Origin of the sequence: Amycolatopsis viridis (genome assembly GCF_011758765.1) — a bacterium.
Taxonomy (GTDB): domain Bacteria; phylum Actinomycetota; class Actinomycetes; order Mycobacteriales; family Pseudonocardiaceae; genus Amycolatopsis_E; species Amycolatopsis_E viridis.
The window spans coordinates 590,805-611,977 of the sequence record NZ_JAANOU010000001.1; the positions used below are offsets into that span (position 1 = coordinate 590,805).

Genomic DNA, 21,173 nt, shown 5'->3' on the forward strand with positions numbered 1-21,173 from the left:
CGGCGGGTCAGCCGGCCAACCGGTCGCCGATCTCCCGGAGACCACCGAGGTCGTGCACGTCGCTGGGGAGCGCGGGCACCTCGACCAAGGGGACTCCGGGATGCGCGCGGGTGAAGCGCGCCAGCAGCCGCTTCTCGCGCTCGGCGAGCGCGACCCGGTCGGCGTGCAGCTGGAGCACCGCCGTCGCCAGCGGCGCGCTCGCCTCCAGCTTCTCGGCCGCGGACAGCGCCGCGGTGGCCGTCAGGTCCGCGAGCACCGGGTGGGTGCGGTTGGCGACCAGCCCGGCCAGCGGCATGTGCTCGCCGCCGAGGCGCTCCACGAAGTAGCTGGCCTCACGCAGCGCGTCCGGCTCCGGCGCGGCCACCACCAGGAACGACGTGCCCGCCGAGCGCAGCAGCTCGGAGGTCTTGCGTGCGCGTTCGCGGAACCCGCCGAACATGCTGTCGAAGGCCTGCATGAACGCGGACGCGTCGGCGAGCAGCTGCCCGCCGATGATCGTGGACACCGCTTTGGCGAAGATCGTGAACCCGGTGCTGACCACCTTGCGGATGCCCCAGCCGCCGGCTTTCGCGGGGCCGGTCAGCAGCCGGATCATGCGCCCGTCCAGCGCGCTGGACAGGCGGTTCGGCGCGTCCAGGAAGTCCAGCGCGGACCGGCTCGGCGGGGTGTCCACGACGATCAGGTCCCACTCGTCGGTGGCCGCGAGCTGGCCCAGCTTCTCCATCGCCATGTATTCCTGCGTCCCGGAGAACGAGGTGGAAATGGTCTGGTAGAAGGGGTTCGCGAGCAGCGCCTCGGCGCGTTCCGGCCCGGCGTGGGTGCGCACCATGTCGTCGAAGGTGCGCCGCATGTCGAGCATCATCGCCCACAGCTCGCCCTTGGGCTCGAAACCCGCGACGGACACCTGCCGCGGGTGGTTGCCCAGCTCCCGCAGCCCGAGGGCCTGGGCCAGCCGCCGCGCCGGGTCGATCGTCAGCACGACGGTCTGCCGTCCCCGCTCGGCCGCCCGCAGCGCGAGCGCGGCCGCGGTGGTGGTCTTGCCGACGCCGCCCGAGCCGCAGCAGACGACGATCCGGGTCTGCGGGTCGTCGATCAGCACGTCGATGTCGAGCCGTTCGGTCATCAGCGCACCCCCTGGTCGGTCAGCGACTCGGCGATGTCGTAGAGCGCAGCCAGGTCGATGCCGGTGGACTCCTCGGGCAGCTCCAGTGTCGGCAGGTCCGCCTCGGCGAGCTGCTCGCGCGCCCGCTGCTCGGCGGCGACCCGGATGGCGTGCTCGACGGTCTCCGCGACCAGCGCGTCCAGCGTGGCCTCGGGCAGCTCGAGCCCGGCCGCGGCCAAGCCGCTGCGCACGCGCGAGGCGTCCACCCGGCCGTCGGCGGCGGGGGTCACCGACCGGGCCGGCAACCGCGGCGGCCGCACCCGGTTGACCAGCACCGCGCCCGGACGCAGGTCGGCGCCGTCCAGCTCGGCCACCGCCTCGACGGTCTCGCGCACCGGCATCTCCTCCAGGAGCGTGACCAGGTGGATCACCGTCTCCTCGGAGTGCAGCAACCGCACCACGCCCTCGGCCTGCCCGCGGATGGGGCCGGCCTTCGCCAGGTCGGTGAGGGCCTTGGTGACGTCGAGGAACTTGACCACGCGCCCGGTGGGGGGCGCGTCGACCACGACCGCGTCGTAGACGTGCCTGCCGTCCGGTCCGGTGCGCCCGACGCACTCCTTGATCTTGCCGGTGAGCAGCACGTCCCGCAGGCCCGGCGCGAGCGTGGTGGCGAACTCGATCGCCCCCATCCGGCGCAGGGTCCGGCCGGCGAAGCCCAGGTTGTAGAACATCTCGAAGTACTCGAGCAGCGCCGCTTCCACGTCGATGTGCAGGGCCCGCAGCTCGCCGCCGCCGGGGACCGCCGCGATGCGCTGCTCGGCGTAGGGCAGCGGCTGGGTGTCGAAGAGCTGCGCGAACCCCTGCCTGCCCTCGACCTCGACCAGCAGCACCCGCCGCCCGTGGCTGGCGAGCGCGATCCCGAGGGCCGCGGCCATGGTGGTCTTGCCGGTGCCGCCCTTGCCGGTGACGAAGTGCAACCGGGCGCGGGCGAGCTCGTCGGTCCATCCGGCCAGGGGTGTGCTCACACGATCCAGCGTAAATGAGCGATCACGCCGCCGCCGCGAGGAGCACTTCCCACCACCACTAGATTGACCATCATGAGCGCCACGAAGTGGGAGTACGCCACCGTTCCACTGCTGATCCACGCGACCAAGCAGATCCTCGACCAGTGGGGCGAGGACGGCTGGGAGCTGGTCACGGTGCTGCCCAACCCGAGCGGGGAGCAGCACGTCGCTTACCTCAAGCGGGTCAAGGCATGAGCGAGCTCGCGAGCGGAGCGTCGAGCACCGTGCTCGCCGCGTCCGGGGAGGTGGCGGCATGAGCTGGGGTGAGCGTCTGGCCGAACTGGGGATCGAGCTGCCGGATGCCGTCGCGCCGCTGGCGGCCTACGTGCCGGCCGTGCGCACCGGATCCCTCGTCTACACCGCCGGCCAGCTGGCGTTCGTCCAGGGCGAGCTCGAAGCGACCGGCAAGGTCGGTGCGGAGGTCAGCCCGGAGGAGGCCAAGCGGCACGCCCGGACGGCGGTGCTGAACGCGCTGGCGGCCGTCGACGCACTGGTCGGGATCGACTCGATCGTCCGGATCGTGAAGGTCGTCGGGTTCGTCGCGTCCGCCGAGGGGTTCACCGGGCAGCCGGCCGTGATCAACGGTGCGTCGGAGCTGCTCGGGGAGATCTTCGGCGAGCAGGGCCGGCACGCCCGCTCCGCGGTGGGGGTGTCCGAGCTGCCGCTGGGGGCGCCGGTCGAGATCGAACTGATCGCCGAGGTGCGGTGATGGACGCCCACAAGGACCCCGACATCGAGTCCTCGTGCCACGAGCTGCTGCTGCGGCTGGCCGGGCGCCTGCCCGACCGGCTGCTCTGGCGCTACCGGGACTGGCTGGGCGAGGGCGCGATGTCGACCTTGGCTCGAACGTTGCCCCGCACCCTGCTCAAGCACAACATCGATCTCGACCAGCCGGAGTATCGCCTGCTGGTGGCGGGTCTCGTGCCGCACGGCGCGGACTGGCACCAGGTGAGTTCGACCCTGGGGGTGGACGAGCCCGGCGAGAACCGGTACACATTCTCCCCGAGTGCACCCGATCAGGTGAACTCGGTTGACTCGGTGTCCGCGCTGCTCCACGCCACCCTGCGGGGTCGGCCGGACGTCGGCGAGGTGCGGCAGAGCTGGCGTCAGCGCACGGGGGAGGACCCCAAACGCGTGTTGCTGATCACGGCCCTGTCCGGACTGCCGAGGCTGACTGGGGAGCTGCAGCGGGTCCTGCGGGTGCTGGGGGACGAGGAACCCAGCGTCGAGGTGATGCCGCCGCGGTTCGAGCTGCCGGAGTACCACCAGGCCGCACTGGCGGGCTCCGAGCTCGTCTGCGTCGGCGCGGTGGACACCGGTCACCGGCTCGTCGCCGCGTAACGGCACTCCTGCCGAGCTGGAGGGAGAAGCTAGATGGTGGACGTCCACGACGGGATCGCGAGCGATGGGTTCGCGGTGCCGTTGCGGCTGCACAACCTGTTGCTGGGGCTGGCAGGCCGCTTGGACGACAGCCTGCTGTCGGAGGCGCGCGAGCTCATCGCGCGGGCGCGCCTCGACGAGGCCGCCGAGCTGACGACGGGTGCGCTGATCGCGGGCCGGCTGCCGGTCCGCGAGGCCGAACGGCACGAGCTGGCCCTGGTGCTGGAGCTGACCCGGTCGGACGCGACGCTCGCCGACCAGCTCACGGTGAACGAGCCGGAGGCCGAGACCGGCGTCGGTCACCGCTTCAGCGGGGAGGACCAGCCCGAGCAGGGTGTCGCCGACGCACTCGATCGCACCCTCCAGGTGCTGCCGGACCTGCGCTCGGTGCACGCGGTGTGGCGCAACACCCCGGCGGGCAGCGTGCCTGGTCCGTTGCCGCAGCGCGTGGTGCTGGTCGAGATCGGGCCGGAGGGCAATCCGCCGGCCGCCGCGTACCGGATCGACGCCGCGCTGCGCCGCGCCGGGATCCAGTCGGTCGTCGAGGTGACCGGGCCGACCACCGACCGCTCCCGCTACCACGAGCAGGCCCTGACCGCGGCGACCGCGGTCTGGCTCTCGGGCGGCGCGGTCCCGCCGTCTGCACCCACGCCGCCGGCCCAGCGGCAGGGCGCGGGCCGGCACGTGGCGCACGCCTCGGCCGCGGCCGGGGACGAGCCCGAGGAGCCCGAACCGCCGGCTCCCGAGGAGACCGCGCAGCCGGCCGACACCGGCGAGGTGAGCGAAGTCACCCCGCTCGACGAGCCGGAGACGACCGAGGCGGTCGCCGCGCCGGGCGGGCCGGGCCACATGTTCAAGCCCCGTGAGCAGGGTCCGGAGCCCGCGCGCGTGGAGAACACGATGGACATGACCTCCGAGGAGGTCGCGCAACTGCGGGCGCAGCTGGCGGCGGAGGACGGCGAGAAGCCGCGCACGGTGGCATCGGCGACGATCGGCCCGGGCGAGGTGATCGAGATCCCGGAGCTCGACCTGAACGACCCGCAACTGTCCGAGCGCGACCGGCAGCTCCTGCGTGAGCTGCACGCCGAGCTCGCGGAGCGGGAGCGCGCCGAGTCCGCCAAGGTCCGTGCCAACGGGGTGAGCAGGTCCGAGGACGACCCGCGTTGGGTGGACGGCTTCTCCGGTTCCTGACGACCACGTAAGTTGCGGTGTGTGGTGCAACTTGATTTCCGGATCCCGGGGACGATGAACTTCTCCGTCGCGGAGCCGGCCGAACCGGCCGTGCCCCGCGACGCGGCGACAGTGCTGCTGCTGCGCGACGGCGACGACGGTCTCGAAGTCTTCCTCCAGCGGCGGGTGGCCGCGATGGCGTTCGCCGCCGGCATGACGGTCTTCCCCGGCGGCGGGGTGGACCAGCGCGACGCCGACGCGACGGTGGCGTGGGCCGGTCCGCCCGCGGCCGAGTGGGCGGGCTGGTTCAACGGAACCGAACAGGTCGCCCGCGCCCTGGTGTGCGCCGCGGTGCGGGAGACGTTCGAGGAGTCCGGTGTGCTGCTCGCCGGAACGGCCGACGAGGTGGTGACCGACACCGCCCGGTATGCCGGCGCGCGGGAGGCGCTCGTCTCGCGTGAGCTGTCGCTGGCGGATTTCCTGGCCCGGGAAGGGCTCACCCTGCGCTCCGACCTGCTGCGTCCGTGGGCGCACTGGATCACGCCGGCGCAGGAGAAGCGCCGCTACGACACCCGCTTCTTCGCCGCGATCCTGCCCGCCGGCCAGGAGGCCGACGGCAAGACCACCGAGGCCGAATCCTCCGGCTGGCGGCGACCCGCCGACGCCCTCGCCGACGCCGAGGCCGGCCGCAGCACGTTGATGCCCCCGACCTGGTACACGCTGACCGAGCTGGCCGCGTTCGACACCGCGGCGGCGGCGCTGGCCGCCGAGCGCACCGTCGAGGCGATCATCCCGAAGCTCATCCGCGAGGGCGACGAGATCCGGGTGGTCGTGGAATGAGCCACCCCGCCTACGGCGTCCTCCGCGAGGTCTCGCCCACCGCGTCGGTCCTGCTGGAGAACAACCCGTCCACGATGACGCTGGACGGCACCAACACCTGGGTTCTGCGGGCGCCCGGCGCTCGCGAGTGCGTGATCGTCGACCCGGGCTACCAGGACCTGGACCACCTGCCGCGGCTCGCCGAGCAGGGTCCGGTCGCGCTGATCCTGCTCACCCACCACCACCCCGACCACACCGAGGGCGCGCCGTGGCTGGCGGAGCGGGTGCAGGCGCCGGTGCGCGCCTTCGACGCCGCGCTGTGCCGGGACGCGGCCCCGTTCGCCGACGGCGAGGTGGTCTCCGCGGCGGGCCTGGACATCGAGGTCCTGCACACGCCCGGCCACACCGCCGACTCGGTCTGCCTGCGGATCGGCGACCAGGTCCTGACCGGCGACACGATCCTCGGCCGCGGCACGACGGTGCTCACCGACCTCGGGTCGTACCTGGAGTCGCTGCGCCGGCTGATCGAGCTGCCGCCCGGCCTGCTCGCGCTGCCCGGTCACGGCCCGGAGATGGCCGACTTGCGGGTCGTCGCGCAGGAGTACCTGGACCACCGCGAGCAGCGGCTCGACCAGGTCCGCGCGGCGCTGGCGAAGCTGGGCCGGCACGCCACCGCGCGTCAGGTGGTGGAGCTCGTCTACGCCGACGTGGACCGGGCACTGTGGACCCCCGCCGAGCACAGCGTCCAGGCCCAGCTGGCGTACCTGCGCTCCACCGGCCACCGGTAGAGCGCGCTACCCGACGAGGACCTGCTCCCGCGGCTCCTTGACGGTGCCGCGCAGCAGGTACACGACGGCGGCGAGGACCAGCGCCGCACCGGTCGCCGTGAGGAACGCGGTGGCCGGTCCGGAGTGCTCGACCAGGAACCCGCTCACCGACTGCCCGAACGCCAGACCCAGCGTCACGGCCGTGAGGACCCAGCCGAACGCCTCGGCCGCCCTGCCCTGCGGCGCGACGATCTCGATCGCAGCCGAGTGGGTCGCCGACTGCGGCGTGATCAGCGCGCCGGCCGCGAGCATCGCCACCGCGAGACCCCACAGCGTGGACGGCCACGCCAGCAGCGCCACGAGCAGCCCGAACCCGGCCAGCAGCACCGGCAACCGCAGCGGCATCTCCCGCGGCCACGGCCGCAGGCTGTAGGCCACGCCGAACGCGACCGAGCTGACCGACCACACCGACAGCAGCACCCCGCCGAGCGCCGGTTCACCGGCCTCGGTGGTCGCGGCCGGTACCGCGACCTCGACGAACCCGATCACCACACCGAACCCGAGCGCGGCCACCGCCAGCGTCCGCATGCCCGGGCTGCTCAGGGCGCCGAGCAGCGACCGGTGGGTGCGGCCCGCCGGGCCCCACGCGCGCACGGCCGGGCTCAGCGCGAACAGGGTCGACCCGGCGACCATGCACGCACCGCCGGTGACCATCCCGGTGCCCGGCCACGGCGCCGCGACGAGCAGACCGGCCAGACCCGGGCCGAGGATGAAGAAGACCTCCATGCTGATCGCTTCGTAGGCGTAGGCCGCGTTGCGCGCGTTCGCGTCCGGCACCAGGCGCCCCCACAACGCGCGCGACGCCGAACCGACCATCGGCTCGGTGATGCCGATGCCGAACGACAACAGGACGAGCACCGGCGTGGCTGCGTGGGCCTCGATCGCCAGCGCGAGCGTCACCAGGATCACCGCGAACATCGCCGCGGTGGCCAGCAGCGGGCGTGTGGGGCCGAACCGGTCGATCAGCCTGCCCTGCACCACCGACCCGACCGCGACCCCGACCAGCGAGCTGGCCGACACCAGCCCCGCCACGGCGAAGGACCCCAGCTCCTGCTGCGTGTAGAGCAGCGCGGACAGGCCGATCATCGCGATCGGCAGGCGCGCCAGGATCGACGCGACCATCGGACGGGTCGCGCCCGGTGTGGTCAGGGCAGCACGGTAGTCGGCGAGGGAGGTCTGGGACACGCGTACCAGTATGCCCTGGATTGGTACGCGAGTACCAGTAATTTACGCCTCAGGTCTCGAACTGATAACGGCTGACAGTTTTTTCCCGGGCGGGCGCAACGAACCCGCATCGGGCGCGTCTGTGAGGGTGAACGGCCTTGAAGTTCGGGGTATCGGCCGTGGCAAGGTTGACAGAGGAATACAGCTCCCTCCGGCGATGGGTCGGGGCCGGAACCGGAGGGCGGGGAGCGCGGTCTGTCGGGGGATGGCCCGCGCAACAGCAAAGGAACCGGTGCGCCACGTCGGGGGTGGCGCCCGGTTCCTTTGTTTTTGCTGTCAGTACTTGTGCCGGAACCTGCCGGCTAGCGGGCGCGGCGGGCGAGGCGTTCCGGGTCGAGGATCAGCACGCTCTTGCCTTCGAGCCGCAGCCAGCCGCGGTGCGCGAAGTCGGCCAGCGCCTTGTTCACGGTCTCCCGGGAGGCGCCGACGTACTGGGCGATCTCCTCCTGCGTCAGGTCGTGCGTGACCCGCAGGATGCCGGCCTCCTGGCTGCCGAACCGCTGCGCCAGTTGCAGCAGAGCGCGCGCCACCCGGCCCGGGACGTCGGTGAAGATCAGCTCGGCGACCATGTTGTTCGTCCGGCGCAGCCTGCGGGCGATCACCCGCAGCAGCTGCTCGGCGATCTCCGGCCGGTTCGCGATCCACTTCCGCAGCGACGGCCGGTCCATCGACACCGCCCGCACCTCGGTGACCGTGGTGGCGGTCGAGGTGCGCGGGCCGGGGTCGAAGATGGACAGCTCGCCGAACATGTCCGAGGGCCCGGCGATCCACAGCAGGTTCTCCCGGCCGTCGGCCGACTTCCGGCCGATCTTCACCTTGCCGGACAGGATGATGTACAGCTTGTCGCCGGGCTCGCCCTCGGAGAAGATCACATGACCCCGCGGGAACTCCACGGTTTCCAGGGTCTGGGCGAGCGCCTCAGCCGCGGCCGGCTCCACCCCCTGGAAGATGCCCGCCCGGGCCAGGGTCTCGTCCACCTCGTGCCTCCTCGTCGGTGGCGACCGTGTTCCCGCCATCCGGGGCGTGTCGCCGATCACTTGCGTGCAGTCTAGGCCGTCGGGACGAGATCGCCGCTGGGCACGCCGAGGGCAGGCCGATCACCGCCCGGCCGGGCGAGGGCGATCTCGCTCCGAACGGACAGCCTAAACCTCGCTGAATCGGTCGAGGTCAGCGGGTCTTGCGGGGGCGCAGCCGGGCGGCCCGGCCGCCGAGGCGGCGCAGCCGGAACAGTTCCAGCGCACGGCCGATGCCGTGCCCGTACAGCGCCCTGACCTCGTTCGGACGGGCCTGCTCGAGGAACTCCTCGACCTCTTCCTCCTGGACCGCGACGTGGCGCAGCCGGGTCTCCACCCGCTCCATGGCCAGCGCGAAGAACATCATCACGAGTGGCACCGCTACTACGAACCAGACAGTCATCGGTTCTGAATCCTCGCTCATCACGGCTCGGGGGTGGTGTCAGGGGTCCGGCGTGTCGGCCTCTTCCAACAGCGGCGCGGCGGCTTCCGTAGGCTAGCGGCGTGCCGAACGCGTCTCGTGTGAACCCCCGGAAGGGTGAGGAGAGTCGCCTCGCACTCGTCCGACGCGCCCGCCGGATGCTGCGTTGCCTCGCCGAGGCGTATCCCGGCGCACACTGCGAGCTCGACTTCACCACTCCGCTGGAGTTGCTGGTCGCGGTGGTGCTGTCGGCGCAGACCACCGACGTGCGCGTGAACGAGGTCACCCCCGCGTTGTTCGCGCGGTACCGCACCGCGGCGGACTACGCCGGCGCGGACCGCACCGAGCTGGAGGAGCTGATCCGGCCCACCGGCTTCTACCGGGCCAAGGCGAACTCGCTGATGGGTCTGGGCGCCGCGCTCGTGGAGCGGTTCGACGGCGAGGTGCCGGGACGGCTGGCGGACCTGGTCACGCTGCCCGGCGTGGGCCGCAAGACCGCGAACGTCGTGCTCGGCAACGCGTTCGACGTGCCCGGCATCACGGTGGACACGCACTTCGGCCGCCTGGTGCGCCGCTGGGGCTGGACCACCGAGGAGGACCCGGTCAAGGTCGAGCACGCGGTCGGTGAGCTCATCCCCCGCAAGGAGTGGACCATGCTCTCGCACCGGGTGATCTTCCACGGCCGCCGCATCTGCCACGCGCGGAAACCGGCGTGCGGCGCGTGCCCGCTCGCGCGGGACTGCCCCTCCTACGGCACCGGGCCGACCGGGTTCGAGGAGGCCGCGAAGCTGGTCAAGGGCCCGGAGCGGGACCACCTGCTCGCGATGGTGACCGCGCGGTGACCACGGCGACCAAATGGGCGCTCGCGGCGGGCGTGCTGGTGCTCGCGGTGATCGTGGCCGTGCTGCCGCGCGTCCGCTCCGCGGACTCACCGGCCGCCGGCCCGGACCTCACCGCCCCCCGCGCCGCCGCGGCCCTGCCCGCGTGCCCGGCCGGCACCGGCACGGTGCCGCAGCTCGCCGGGGTGACCACCGAATGCCTCGGCGACGGCGCGACGGTCGACCTCGGCAGCGCGCTGGCCGGCCAGGTGACCGTGGTCAACGTGTGGGCCACCTGGTGCCAGCCGTGCCGCACCGAGCTGCCCGTGCTCCAGCGCTACGCCGGCGAGCCGGGCGCCGCGCGCGTGCTCACGGTGCAGGTGCAGAGCAAGCCGGACGACGGCCTCAAGCTGCTCACCGACCTCGGCGTCCGCTTGCCGACGGTGTTCGACGGCGACGGCGGGACCGGCCCGGTCCGGGAGGCGCTCAAGGTGCCGCCCGCGCTGCCCGCGTCCTACCTGGTCACCGCGGACGGACGGGTCCGCTTCATCGAGAGCCCACGCACGTTCACCGATCCTGAGCAGGTGCGTGAGGTCGTCCGGAGGCTGTCGTGAAGGGACCGCTGGTCGATCCGGCGACGGTGCCGGGCTGGCTGCGCCCGCTGGTCGAGGCCAGCGGGGAACTGGACTCGACCGCGTTCACCCGGTTCACCCCGCCCGAGGACGAGCTGACCCGGGCCGCTTCCGTGCTGATCCTGTTCGGCGACGGCGCGCGCGGGCCGGACGTCCTGCTGCTGCGCCGCGCCGACACGCTCGGCTCGCACGCCGGGCAGGTGGCCTTCCCCGGTGGCGGCGCGGAGCCCGGCGACGCCGACGTGGTCGCCACCGCGCTGCGCGAGGCCGAGGAGGAAACCGGCGTCGACCCGGCCGGGGTGCGGCCGGTCGCGGTGCTGCCCCAGCTGTTCATCCCGGTGTCCCGGTTCGCGGTGACTCCGGTGCTCGCCCACTGGCGCCGGCCGTCGCCGGTGCACGCCGTCGACCCGGCCGAGACCGCGGCGGTCGCGAGGGTGCCGCTCGCCGAACTGGCGGACCCGGCCAACCGGTTCCAGGTGCGGCGGCCCGGTACCGGGTACCGCGGACCGGCCTTCACGGTCGACGGGATGTTCGTGTGGGGGTTCACCGCCGGGCTGCTGACCGTTCTGCTGGAGCTGGGTGGCTGGGCACGCGAGTGGGACCGCGCCGACGTGCGGGATCTTGACGTAGCGTTGCGCGATCATCTGCTCGCGACCGAAGGGGAGACGCAGTGAACTGGGTCGACCTCCTGGTCATCCTGCTGGCGCTGGTGGCGGCGGTGTCCGGCGCCCGCCAGGGTGTGGTGATCGCGCTGCCCGCACTGGTCGGCGTGATCGGCGGCGCCGTGCTCGGTATCCGGATCGCGCCGTGGGTCGTGGGGTTGTTCGACAACCCCGCAGCCAAGGTCGCCTTCGCTGTCGCGACGGTGGTGTTCCTGGTGGCGCTGGGTGAGACGCTCGGCGTGTGGCTGGGCCGGCGGTTCAAGTACGCGGTCAAGCGACGGGTCAACACCGACAAGCTGACCGGCATCGACCAGACGCTGGGCGCGATCGTGCAGGCGGTCGTGGTGTTCGTGGTGGCGTGGCTGATCGCGGTGCCGCTCACCGGCGTTGCGGCGCTGCCCGGCCTGGCGCGGGCGATCAACAACTCGACCGTGCTCGGCACGGTCGACAAGGCGATGCCCCCGGCGGCCGCGGGGCTGCCGAGCGAGCTGCGCAAACTGCTCGACGTCTCCGGCTTCCCGTCCATTGTGGACCCGTTCCAGAAGACGCCGATCAACGACACCGCGCCGCCGGACGCGGCGCTGCAGGACAGCGCGACCGTGCAACAGGTGCGCGGCAGCGTGCTGAAGATCCGCGGCACCGCCGAATCCTGCTCACGGACGCTGGAGGGCAGCGGGTTCGTGATCGCCCCGCAGCGGGTCATGACGAACGCGCACGTGGTGGCCGGCACCGAGACGACGGCGGTGGAGACCACGGCCGGGCGGCTGCCGGCGCGGGTCGTGTACTTCGACCCGGAGGTCGACGTGGCGGTGCTCGCGGTGCCCCGGCTGGACGCGCCGCCGCTGACGCTGGCCAGCCAGCCGGCGAAGGCGGGGGACAGCGCGATCGTGCTGGGCTATCCGCTGGACGGCCCATTCCGGGCGACGCCGGCCCGCGTCCGCAACCAGATCACCCTCCAGGGCCCGGACATCTACGACTCGCGCACTGTGCGCCGGGACGTGTACACGGTGCGGGCGCAGGTGCGCAGCGGGAACTCGGGGGGTCCGCTGGTGGCTCCGAACGGCCAGGTGGTCGGCGTGGTGTTCGGGGCGTCGGTGGAGGACTCGGACACCGGCTTCACCCTGACCGGCAACCAGGTGCGACCGGTGATCGAGTCCGCGTCCGCGTTGAGCGCCCGGGTCTCGACGGGCAACTGCGCCGCCTGACCCCACCCCGCACGTCGTGTTCGCCGCCCCGCGCGCCGTGTTCGCCGCCCCGGCCGCCGTGTCGGCCGCTCCGCGCGCCGTGTTCGCCGCTCCACGTGGCGTGTTGGCCGTCCCGGCCGCCGTGTCGGCCGCTCCGCGCGCCGTGTTCGCCGCTCCGCGCGCCGTGTTGGCCGTCCCGGGTGGCGTGTTGGCTGCTCCCGGCGCTGTGTGGCACATCGCGTGCCGCGGCAGCGGCCTCGCTCAGGTCCGCGCCAGGAAGTCCAGCAGCGCCTTCGTGGTCGGCTCGGGCGCCTCGAGGTGCGGGAAGTGGCCGATGCCGTCCAGTTCGTCCATCGCCGAGCGCGGGCCGCGCCACGGGGCCGACGCGCGGGCGGTTTCCGGCAGCACGCACGGGTCCGCGGCACCGTGGATCTGCAGCACCGGGGCCGGCACGCGGGCGCTCACCTCGGTCGCGAACCGCCGCCCCTCGCCGCGGAACTGCGCCCGGAACGCCCACCGGTAGTACTCCAGCGCGCTGTGCGCGACGCCGGGGATGAGCATGGCCTCGCGGAACAGCGCAGAGCTCGTGTCGAAATCGGCGGTGGCCGTCCACTGCGGACCGGACCAGGCGCGCAGCAGACCCGCGAGGTTGGCCCCGTCGTCCTCGGTCAGCCACCGCTCCGGCGCCACCGGCACCTGGAAGCGGAACAGGTGCGCGAGCGCCCGTGCCTGGTTGGACCGCTTGCGCCGGAGCCCGGTCCGCGCGATCGCGCTGCGCAGGGCCAGCGGGTGCGCACCGCCGAGGACGGTCACCGACGCGACGACCCGGGGGTGCAGCGCGGCCGCCGTCCACGCCAGCAGCCCGCCCCAGGCGTGACCGACCAGGTGCGCCTGCCGTTCGCCGAGGGCCCGCACCAGGCCGGCGACGTCGCCCGCCAGCGTCCAGCCGTCGTAGCCGCGCGGCGGTTTGTCCGAATCGCCGTACCCGCGCAGATCGGCCGCGACCGCGTGGTAGCCCGCGTCGGCGAGGGCGGTGAGCTGGTGCCGCCAGGTCCACCAGAACTGCCCGAAACCGTGCAGGAACAACACCAGCGGCCCGTCCCCGGCCTCGGCGACGTGCAACCGGATTCCGTTCGCGGACACGTCGCGGTGCGCCCAGGGCCCGTCGATCCGGACGAGGGACGGGTCGGGCGGTGTCACGAGTGCGGCTGCGCGGTTCAGCTGTGTTCGGCGACGGTGTCCCGGCGCGGCTTGAGGGCCGCGGCGGTGTCCTTGACGCTGGTGATCGTGCGTTCCGGCGCCCGGATCTTCTTGACCTTTCGCCAGCCGAGGATCCCGAACAGCCCCGCGACCAGCAGCATCAGCAGGAACACGATCCCGAACGCGGCCCACCGCTTGAGCCATTCGGACAGCAGCTCACCGAGGAAGAAAAAGAAGAAGAACGAGCTGTAGAGCCCGATGACCCCGGCGATGATGAAGAAGACACTGCCCTTGACGCCCTTGCGGACCTCGCCGATGACCTCCGACCTGGCCAGCTCGACCTCGGCCCTGACCAGGGTGGACAGGTGCTGGGTGGCCTGGCTGACGAGGCTGCCGATCGACTGGCCGTCGGCCGCGGTCTCGGCCTCCGGGCTCAACGGGATGTAGGGCACGGCCCCGTGGGCATCCCGACCGTTGCGTTCGTGCTCCTGGCTGCTCACGGGGGTCATCGTGCCAGACAACCCCGGGAGCGGCTCGGTTAGTCCTCCTGCGCGGCGTGTACCTTGTTGCGCCGCAGCAGCACGGCCGCCCCGGTCAGCGAGCACACCGCGGAGGCCAGCAGCACGGCGGTGCGCGCCAGTTCACTCGCCTCGCCCTCCAGCGCGAGGTCGGCGATCAGCAGCGCCACCGTGAACCCGACGCCGCCGAGCAGCGACAACGCCGCGATGTCGCGCCAGCCGACCCCGCTCGGCCGCTCCGCGAGCCGCAGCTTCACCGCCGCGAAGCAGGCGCCGAAGATGCCGACCGCCTTGCCCGTGACCAGCCCGAGGAACACCGCCAGCGGCACCGCCTCGGTGAACACGCGGCCCAGCGAGTCGCCGCTGATCCTGATCCCGGCGGCGAACAGCGCGAACACCGGCACGGCGACGGCCGCCGACCACGGCTGCAGCCGGTGCTCCAGCCGGATCGCCGGCGCCTCCGCCTCGCCCGGGTCCGGTCGCACCCGAGTGAGCAGGCCCAGTGCGACACCGGCGATGGTCGCGTGCACCCCCGCCGAGTGCATCGCGACCCAGACGACGACGGCGAGCGGCACGTACACCCAGGGCGTGCGCACCCGCTTGTACTGCAACACCGCGAACAACGCCAGTGCGGCGACCGTCACCGCCGCTGCCACCAGGTCGAACTCGGTGGTGAACAGCACCGCGATGAGGATGATCGCGCCCAGGTCGTCGACCACGGCCAGGGACAGCAGGAACACCCGCGCGCTGCCCGGCAGGTTCGACGCGGTGAGCGCGAGCACGCCGAGCGCGAACGCGATGTCCGTCGCGGTCGGGATCGCCCAGGCCTGCGTCATCCCGGGTGCCCCGGCGCCCACGACGAGCGCGACCAGCGCCGGCACGACCATCCCGCCGAGCGCGGCGACGAGCGGCAGCAGCGCCTTCTTCGGCCGGGACAGCTCGCCGACCACCAGTTCCCGTTTGAGCTCGAGCCCGGCGACGTAGAAGAACAACGCCAGCAGGCCGTCCTTGGCCCAGTCGCCGACCGACAGGTTCAGGTGCAGCAGGTGCGGACCGAGGTGGAAGTCCCGCACCGCCCGGTAGGACCCGCTGATCGGGGAGTTGGCCCAGATCAGGGCGATCGCGGTGGCGGCGAGCAGGATCATGCCGCCGGTGGTTTCCGTGCGCAGGTAACGCACGAACTCGGCGGCGGGACGGCGCGGCTGGTCCACGAACGGCTCCTTGTGGGATCGGTCGGCTGACTCCTGCCGACCAGACTTCCCGGCGCACCAGGTTCCATCATACCTTACGGATCGGTAACCTATTCGCGCGAAAATGCCCTATCATGTCGCCGGCCAACGTTGTCTAGACCATAAGGACGTGGCGCTGTGACGACCTCCACCGAGGCGAAGCGGGACACACGGTTCTTCGGGCACCCGATCGGGCTCGCGAACCTGTTCGGCGTCGAGATGTGGGAACGCTTCTCGTTCTACGGGATGCTCGGCATCCTGCCGATCTACCTCTACTACTCGGTCGCCGAGGGCGGCCTCGAGATGCCGGAGGCCACCGCCACCAGCATCGTCGGGGCCTACGGCGGCCTGGTCTACCTGGCGACCATCGTGGGTGCCTGGACCGCCGACCGCGTGCTCGGGTCCGAGCGCACGCTGTTCTACAGCGCGGTGCTGATCATGATCGGGCACATCAGCCTCGCGCTGCTGCCCGGCTTCCTCGGGATCGGCGTTGGTCTCGCGTGCGTCGCGATCGGCAGCGGCGGGCTCAAGGGCAACGCCACCGCGGTCGTGGGAACGCTCTACGGCGAGAAGGACCAGCGGCGCGACGCCGGCTTCACGATCTTCTACATGGGGGTGAACCTCGGCGCTTTCGTCGGCCCGCTGCTCACCGGGCTGGCGCAGAGCGAGGTCGGGTTCCACCTCGGGTTCGGCCTCGCCGCGATCGGTATGGCGGTCGGCCTGACCCAGTACACGATCTTCCGGCGGAACCTGCCGGACACCGCCCGGGAGGTGCCCAACCCGCTGCCGGTGCAGCAGCGGCCGGCGGTCGGCGGGGTCCTGGTGGCACTGGTGGTCGTGATCGTGCTGGCCGTGCTCACCGGCATCATCACCGCGGCCAACCTGTCCGACGTGGTCGTCTGGATCGTCGGCCTCGCGGCCGTCGTCTACTTCGGGATCCTCCTGAGCAGCCGCAAGATCACTGCGCTCGAGCGGCGGCGGGTGCTGTCGTTCATCCCGATGTTCATCGCCAGCGCCGCGTTCTTCGCGCTCTACCAGCAGCAGTTCACCGTCGTCGCGATCTACTCCGACCAGCGGCTGGACCGGAACCTGTTCGGCTGGGAGATGCCGGTGAGCTGGGTGCAGTCGATCAACCCGGTGTTCATCCTCGTGCTGGCGCCGATCATCGCCGCGATCTGGACGAAACTCGGGGACCGGCAGCCGTCGTCGCCGGTGAAGTTCGCGCTCGGCACCTCGGTGATGGGCGTGGCGTTCCTGCTGTTCCTGCTCTTCGCCGGGGGCGCCGGCAACAGCACGCCGTTGCTCGCGCTGGCCGGGATCCTGCTGGTGTTCACCGTCGCGGAGCTGATGCTGTCGCCGATCGGGCTGTCGCTGTCGACGAAACTGGCGCCGGAGGCGTTCCGCACGCAGATGGTCGCGCTGAACTTCCTGTCGGTGTCGCTGGGGACTGCGCTGTCCGGTTCCCTGGCGCAGTACTACGGCACCGACCACGAGGCGTCCTACTTCGGCATCGTCGGCGCGGTGGCTGTCGTGATCGGGGTGGTGCTGGCGCTGATCAGCCCGTTCGTCCGGAAGCTGATGTGCGGTGTGCGCTAGCCGGTGGTGACGCCGAACAGCGTGCCGACGTAGTAGGTGATCAGCATCGTCAGGGCGCCGACCCCGACGTTGCGGATCACCGCGCGGCGGGCTCCGGCGTTGCCGAGGCGCGCGCTGGTGTAGCCGGTCAGCGCCAGCCCCACGACGACGGCGATCACGCACGTCCACACGCGCCAGCTGGTCGGTGGCAGAGCGATCGCGACCAGCGGGATGATCGCGCCGACGGTGAACGCGACCAGGGACGCCCACGCGGCCTGCCACGGGCTGGTGAGCTCGTCCGGGTCGATGCCGAGTTCGGCATCGGCGTGGGCCGCGAGGGCGTCCTTCCGGGTCAGCTCGCGAGCCACCTGCTCGGCCAGCTCCCGCGACAGGCCCTTCGCCTCGTAGATGTCGGCGAGTTCCTGTTCCTCGGCCTCGGGCATGGTCTTCAGTTCGTGCTTTTCCAGCCGGAGCGCGGCCTGTTCGGTATCGCGCTGAGTGCTCACCGAAACGTATTCACCGCCCGCCATGGAAAGCGCGCCGGCGACCAACCCGGCGATTCCGGCCATCAGAATGGCGCCGTGGTCGGTGGTCGCGCCGGCGACTCCGACGACGATCCCCGCGACGGACACGATGCCGTCGTTGGCACCCAGCACTCCCGCACGCAGCCAGTTCAGGCGGCTGCCCAGGCTGTCGTGGTGGGGTTCGTGGGCATGCGCCTCGGCGGAGTCCCTCGTTTCGGTCACCCCGTCATTGAACCAGCCCGGGACGCCCGACCCGTAATAGCTGAGTCTTACCTAAACGTCCGCGGAACCTTCGCGGTAGATCTGCGCGGAACTGGTCCGGCCTTGCGTACACGGTAGATACCGGCGATGGTGAACCCCGCGAGCAGTGCGTCCAGATCGCACATGCGGGCACGCTGGTGGATTCGCAGGGGCCGCGCACCCGGATTCCGTGGCCGCGCGGCTCCGCCTCAGCCGATCGCCTCGGGCAGCCGCCGCACGCGGTAGCCGGCCTCGATCGTGTTCCCCGTCGCGGGGTCGCCCAGCTCCACGCGCCACTGCCCGGCGAACTGGTTCACGCCCGGCACCATCGGGATCGTCCCCGAGATCAGCACGACGCCCGGCTGGTGCAGCCCGCGCTCGCGCAGCACGTCGAGCCAGTGCTGCGGCGGCAGCAGCTCGGCGAGAGTGCCGTCCTGGATCAGCTCGCCGTCGGCCCAAGCGCGCAGCGTCAGCGAGTCGATCCGGTCCGCGACGTCGTCCAGCCGCCACGCCCGGCGCCCGAGCACGTCCGGCGCCGCGTTCTTGCTCCACGCCACCCCGTGCACCTCCAGCTCCCGGTCGGTGTGGTCGCAGGCGACAGTGAGCAGGGCGCCCTCGGTGGTGATCACCAGCGCCCACTCCGCCTCACCCGAGGTGCGGTCGTGCTGGACGGGGACCTCGTCGGTCTGGCTGGCGAGGTACGGCGCCACCGGGTACAGCGCCGGGGTGACCTTCGGAGCGGGCACGCCCAGCTCGGCCAGCTCGGCGACGTGCGCGGCGACGTCGGCCTGGTCGCGGCCGGCGTACCCGGCGTTGAGCAGCGTGGTCACTTCGGTCGTCACCGTCGCGCCGTCGGGCAGGTCGAAGCTCAGCGTCGGCATGTCGTCCTCCGTTGTTCGGGGTAACCCACTTCTTACCTGCGGGGGCTTGCGCATGCAGGTTGTATACAACGAGTATTACAGCATCGGAGCACCGAAGAGATCAGGATGTGAGCAATGACCTCGGTTACACCGGACGTCGACCGCGCATCGTTGCGCCGGGCCTTCCTGGCGAGCCTGTCCGGGACGTCGCTGGAGTGGTACGACTTCGCCGCCTACTCCGTGGCCGCCGCCACCGTGTTCGGCCACCAGTTCTTCCCGGCCGGTGATCCGCTGGTCAGCACGATGGCCGCGTTCTCCACCTACGCCGTCGGTTACCTGTCCCGCCCGCTCGGCGGGTTCGTCTTCGGCCGCCTCGGCGACGTCCTCGGCCGCAAGCGGGTGCTGGTGACCACGCTGCTGCTCACCGGCATCGCCACCTTCCTCATCGGTGTCCTGCCGACGCACGCCGCGATCGGCGGGGCGGCGGCGGTCCTGCTCGTGCTGCTGCGGTTCGCCCAGGGCGTCGGCATCGGCGGCGAGTGGGGCGGCGCGGTGCTGCTGTCCAGCGAGTTCGGCGATCCGAAGAAGCGCGGGTTCTGGGCATCGGCGGCGCAGGTCGGGCCCCCCGCGGGCAACCTGCTCGCGAACGGCGTGCTGGCGGTGCTCGCCCTGCTGCTGACCGAGGCGCAGTTCGACTCGTGGGGCTGGCGCGTGGCGTTCCTGCTGTCCGCCGTGCTGGTCGCGTTCGGCCTGTGGATCCGGCTCAAGCTGGAGGAGACCCCGGTCTTCAAGCGCATCGCGGAAAGCGGCGAGCGGCCCAGCGCGCCGATCTCCGAGGTGTTCCGCCACGAGTGGCGGGCCCTGCTGGCCGCGATCTTCGTCCGCGTCTGCCCGGACGTGCTGTACGCGCTGTTCACCGTGTTCGTGCTGACCTACATGAAGCAGGAACTGGGCATGACGCGCAGTCAGGGTCTGACTGCGGTGATGATCGGGTCGGCCGGCCAGCTCATCCTGATGCCCGCGTTCGGCGCGCTGTCCGACCGGATGAACCGCCGCCTGCTCTACCTCGTGGCGACGGTGGCGGCCGCTGTCTGGCCGTTCGTGTTCTTCCCGCTGGTCTCCGGCCGCTCGTTCGGCCTGCTGCTGGTCGGGGTCGTCGGCGCGCTGGTCATCCACGCCGCGCTGTACGGACCGCAGGCGGCCCTCATCACCGAGCAGTTCAGCGAACGCCTGCGCTACACCGGCAGCTCGCTGGCCTACACGCTGGCCGGGGTGATCGGCGGTGCCATCGCCCCGCTGCTGTTCACCTCGCTGCTGGCCGGGTTCGGCAGCTGGCTCGCGCTGGCGCTGTACGTGGTGGTGACCGCCGTGGTCAGCATCGTCGGCCTCGCGCTGGCGCGGGAGGCGCGGGACGAGGCTCAGGTCGTCGTCAGCTGATGCTTCAGGGTCCGGGCGTGGTGGTCGTCGATGGCGGCCATCGCCGCCTCGACCTCGCCGTTGGCCAGCGCGGTCACGATGGCCTGGTGCTCACGGACGACCTCGGCGTGCCGGGTCCCGGAGCGGCGCAGCGCGACGAGACCGGCCCGGACCTGCCGGGCTCGCAACGCGGTGTAGGTCCGGCTCAGCATCGCGTTGCCGGCAGCCTCGACGAGCAGCGTGTGGAAGGTGGTGTCCAGCTCGATGAATTCCTTGGCCGAGGCCGGGTCGTCACAGCGCTCCTGCTGTTCGAGGATCTTCTGCATCGCCGGCCAGGGCGCAGTCCCGGCCGCCAGCACCCGCTCGGCCGCGAAGCGCTCGAGCAGATTGCGGAGTTCGACGAGGTCCCGCAGGTCGCGCCCGGTCAACGGGGCGATGTAGGCACCGCGGTTGGGCACCAGCTGCACCAGTTCCTCGGCCGCGAGCTGGAGCAACGCCTCGCGGACCGGGGTGCGCGAGACACCCACGCGTTCGGCGATCTCCTGCTCGCTGATGAATCCGCCCTCGGCGTCCGGCTCGGCCAGCACCGTGTTCTTCAGGTAGTCGTACGCCTTCGCGCGGCCGGACAGCGCGGATTTGCTCGTCGGCATCGGACTCCTTCCATACACACTGTATACAGATCGTACGCGGATTGTGCCCGTGCCGACGAGAACGCCGGGGCGGAGGCCTGATCGAGTGGGCCTCCGCCCCGGCGAGTCGGGGGTAGTGCGCTCAGGTGTCGAGTTCGGCCAGCGCCTGCCGGGCCTGCTCCAGCTCCGCCTCGAGTGCGGCAACCTTGGCCTTCTGCTGCTCGACGGCGGCATTGATCACCTCGTCGATCGGGATCGACAGGTCCTCGTGCAGCTCCTTGGCCGCGCGGGAAACCGCCGAGGCGGGGATCTTGAGCCCCTGGGCAACCCATTTCGAACCGTGCTTGAGTTCCGCCTGCCACTCGCCGTCCGCGGTGCCGGTGACGGTGAGCGTGAGCTCGACGGTGCGGGTCTTCTTCGCCGCGGAGCCCTTCGGGCGGCCGCGCTTGGGCTTGGCCTCTTCGGTTTCAGCGGGAGCGGCTGCGGCTGCGGAGTCGTTCGCGACCGGCGCCGGCGTGACGGGGGTGTCCTGCTCCTGCGGGGTGGTCGTGGTGTCCAAGCTCATCGGTGCTGCGGTCTCCCTCTCGTGGGGTCCGGCTACGTCGGCCCGAAGTGTAGAACAGGCGTTCGATAGCCGCTCGCTGGGGTTGATGCCGGATGATTGTC

The 21,173-nt window shown here is 71.9% G+C and carries 24 protein-coding genes; 12 read left to right on the plus strand and 12 right to left on the minus strand.

The genetic code is table 11. The annotated features are described in order from the left end of the window. Positions 1–7: 7 nt before the first annotated feature. Both FHX46_RS03000 and FHX46_RS03005 read right to left on the minus strand, forming a co-directional pair. The gene (locus FHX46_RS03000; protein ID WP_167110423.1) at positions 8–1,123 is read right to left on the minus strand and encodes an ArsA family ATPase; all 1,116 of its coding nucleotides are present in this window, start codon (positions 1,121–1,123) and stop codon (positions 8–10) included. After that, positions 1,123–2,127 carry an ArsA-related P-loop ATPase gene (locus tag FHX46_RS03005; RefSeq protein WP_167110425.1) on the minus strand — a complete coding sequence of 335 codons (1,005 nt, stop codon included), beginning with the start codon at positions 2,125–2,127 and terminating at the stop codon, positions 1,123–1,125. Before FHX46_RS03005 ends, FHX46_RS03000 begins: the two co-directional genes overlap by 1 nt. 72 nt (positions 2,128–2,199) lie before the next feature. On the opposite strand from FHX46_RS03005, the gene FHX46_RS03010 reads away from it, so the two are divergent. From FHX46_RS03010 to FHX46_RS03035, 6 genes are read left to right on the plus strand one after another with little or no spacing between them, the layout of a single operon-like run. Further along, complete coding sequence (locus tag FHX46_RS03010) at positions 2,200–2,361, plus strand: DUF4177 domain-containing protein (protein ID WP_167110427.1); 162 nt, start codon at positions 2,200–2,202, stop codon at positions 2,359–2,361. Positions 2,362–2,419: 58 nt separating this feature from the next. Beyond that, the gene (locus FHX46_RS03015; RefSeq protein WP_167110429.1) at positions 2,420–2,875 is read left to right on the plus strand and encodes a RidA family protein; all 456 of its coding nucleotides are present in this window, start codon (positions 2,420–2,422) and stop codon (positions 2,873–2,875) included. After that, positions 2,875–3,507 (plus strand): hypothetical protein, encoded by a 633-nt coding sequence (locus tag FHX46_RS03020; RefSeq protein ID WP_167103139.1) that lies wholly within the window; start codon positions 2,875–2,877, stop codon positions 3,505–3,507. Before FHX46_RS03015 ends, FHX46_RS03020 begins: the two co-directional genes overlap by 1 nt. Before the next feature lie 33 nt (positions 3,508–3,540). Continuing rightward, entirely contained in the window at positions 3,541–4,737 is a 1,197-nt protein-coding gene (locus FHX46_RS03025) for a hypothetical protein (RefSeq protein WP_167110431.1), read from the plus strand. A gap of 54 nt (positions 4,738–4,791) precedes the next feature. Further along, positions 4,792–5,556 carry an NUDIX hydrolase gene (locus tag FHX46_RS03030; RefSeq protein ID WP_167121056.1) on the plus strand — a complete coding sequence of 255 codons (765 nt, stop codon included), beginning with the start codon at positions 4,792–4,794 and terminating at the stop codon, positions 5,554–5,556. Next, positions 5,553–6,323: an MBL fold metallo-hydrolase gene (locus tag FHX46_RS03035; protein ID WP_167110433.1), complete on the plus strand. Its 771-nt coding sequence runs from the start codon at positions 5,553–5,555 to the stop codon at positions 6,321–6,323. The genes FHX46_RS03030 and FHX46_RS03035 overlap by 4 nt, the downstream gene beginning before the upstream one ends. Before the next feature lie 6 nt (positions 6,324–6,329). Here the strand turns inward: FHX46_RS03035 and FHX46_RS03040 are convergent, their stop codons facing one another. The 3 genes from FHX46_RS03040 to FHX46_RS03050 form a co-directional block, all read right to left on the minus strand. After that, positions 6,330–7,547 (minus strand): MFS transporter, encoded by a 1,218-nt coding sequence (locus FHX46_RS03040; RefSeq protein WP_167110435.1) that lies wholly within the window; start codon positions 7,545–7,547, stop codon positions 6,330–6,332. Between the two features lie 341 nt (positions 7,548–7,888). After that, positions 7,889–8,563 carry a Crp/Fnr family transcriptional regulator gene (locus tag FHX46_RS03045; RefSeq protein ID WP_017985500.1) on the minus strand — a complete coding sequence of 225 codons (675 nt, stop codon included), beginning with the start codon at positions 8,561–8,563 and terminating at the stop codon, positions 7,889–7,891. Between the two features lie 190 nt (positions 8,564–8,753). After that, positions 8,754–9,002, minus strand: a complete 249-nt coding sequence (locus FHX46_RS03050) for a hypothetical protein (protein ID WP_167103151.1) — start codon at positions 9,000–9,002, stop codon at positions 8,754–8,756. Positions 9,003–9,178: 176 nt separating this feature from the next. Here FHX46_RS03050 and nth point away from each other — a divergent pair, with 176 nt between their 5' ends. Genes nth through FHX46_RS03070 form a run of 4 tightly spaced genes read left to right on the plus strand, consistent with a single transcriptional unit; the run spans position 9,179 to position 12,337 of the window. Continuing rightward, on the plus strand, positions 9,179–9,862 hold the full coding sequence (gene nth / locus FHX46_RS03055; protein WP_167121058.1) for an endonuclease III: 684 nt from the start codon (positions 9,179–9,181) through the stop codon (positions 9,860–9,862). Then, positions 9,859–10,452: a TlpA family protein disulfide reductase gene (locus FHX46_RS03060; protein WP_167110437.1), complete on the plus strand. Its 594-nt coding sequence runs from the start codon at positions 9,859–9,861 to the stop codon at positions 10,450–10,452. Before nth ends, FHX46_RS03060 begins: the two co-directional genes overlap by 4 nt. After that, entirely contained in the window at positions 10,449–11,144 is a 696-nt protein-coding gene (locus FHX46_RS03065) for an NUDIX hydrolase (protein ID WP_167110439.1), read from the plus strand. The genes FHX46_RS03060 and FHX46_RS03065 overlap by 4 nt, the downstream gene beginning before the upstream one ends. After that, positions 11,141–12,337, plus strand: coding sequence for a MarP family serine protease (locus FHX46_RS03070; RefSeq protein WP_167110441.1), 1,197 nt, complete (start codon positions 11,141–11,143; stop codon positions 12,335–12,337). The genes FHX46_RS03065 and FHX46_RS03070 overlap by 4 nt, the downstream gene beginning before the upstream one ends. A 240-nt stretch (positions 12,338–12,577) precedes the next feature. On the opposite strand, the gene FHX46_RS03075 is transcribed toward FHX46_RS03070, so the two are convergent. The 3 genes from FHX46_RS03075 to nhaA are packed head-to-tail and all read right to left on the minus strand — an operon-like array spanning position 12,578 to position 15,179. Next, positions 12,578–13,516 carry an alpha/beta fold hydrolase gene (locus FHX46_RS03075; RefSeq protein ID WP_167110443.1) on the minus strand — a complete coding sequence of 313 codons (939 nt, stop codon included), beginning with the start codon at positions 13,514–13,516 and terminating at the stop codon, positions 12,578–12,580. A 17-nt stretch (positions 13,517–13,533) separates the two neighbouring features. Beyond that, positions 13,534–14,016, minus strand: a complete 483-nt coding sequence (locus FHX46_RS03080; RefSeq protein WP_167110445.1) for a phage holin family protein — start codon at positions 14,014–14,016, stop codon at positions 13,534–13,536. A gap of 38 nt (positions 14,017–14,054) precedes the next feature. Beyond that, the gene (nhaA, locus tag FHX46_RS03085) at positions 14,055–15,179 is read right to left on the minus strand and encodes a Na+/H+ antiporter NhaA (RefSeq protein ID WP_243871412.1); all 1,125 of its coding nucleotides are present in this window, start codon (positions 15,177–15,179) and stop codon (positions 14,055–14,057) included. Between the two features lie 222 nt (positions 15,180–15,401). Here nhaA and FHX46_RS03090 point away from each other — a divergent pair, with 222 nt between their 5' ends. Beyond that, positions 15,402–16,859 carry a peptide MFS transporter gene (locus FHX46_RS03090; RefSeq protein WP_167110449.1) on the plus strand — a complete coding sequence of 486 codons (1,458 nt, stop codon included), beginning with the start codon at positions 15,402–15,404 and terminating at the stop codon, positions 16,857–16,859. Here the strand turns inward: FHX46_RS03090 and FHX46_RS03095 are convergent. After that, entirely contained in the window at positions 16,856–17,584 is a 729-nt protein-coding gene (locus tag FHX46_RS03095; RefSeq protein ID WP_167110451.1) for a VIT1/CCC1 transporter family protein, read from the minus strand. The two genes, FHX46_RS03090 and FHX46_RS03095, sit on opposite strands and share 4 nt — an antisense overlap. Positions 17,585–17,811: 227 nt before the next feature. Then, positions 17,812–18,483 (minus strand): DUF2848 domain-containing protein, encoded by a 672-nt coding sequence (locus tag FHX46_RS03100; RefSeq protein WP_167110453.1) that lies wholly within the window; start codon positions 18,481–18,483, stop codon positions 17,812–17,814. A gap of 114 nt (positions 18,484–18,597) precedes the next feature. Between FHX46_RS03100 and FHX46_RS03105 the strand changes: the two genes are divergently transcribed. Next, a complete protein-coding gene (locus tag FHX46_RS03105; protein WP_167110454.1) occupies positions 18,598–19,899 on the plus strand; it encodes an MFS transporter in 1,302 nt (433 codons plus the stop codon). Here the strand turns inward: FHX46_RS03105 and FHX46_RS03110 are convergent. Then, the gene (locus FHX46_RS03110; protein ID WP_167110456.1) at positions 19,881–20,528 is read right to left on the minus strand and encodes a GntR family transcriptional regulator; all 648 of its coding nucleotides are present in this window, start codon (positions 20,526–20,528) and stop codon (positions 19,881–19,883) included. The two genes, FHX46_RS03105 and FHX46_RS03110, sit on opposite strands and share 19 nt — an antisense overlap. 121 nt (positions 20,529–20,649) lie before the next feature. Continuing rightward, complete coding sequence (locus tag FHX46_RS03115; protein ID WP_167110458.1) at positions 20,650–21,072, minus strand: DUF6319 family protein; 423 nt, start codon at positions 21,070–21,072, stop codon at positions 20,650–20,652. Positions 21,073–21,173: the final 101 nt, after the last annotated feature.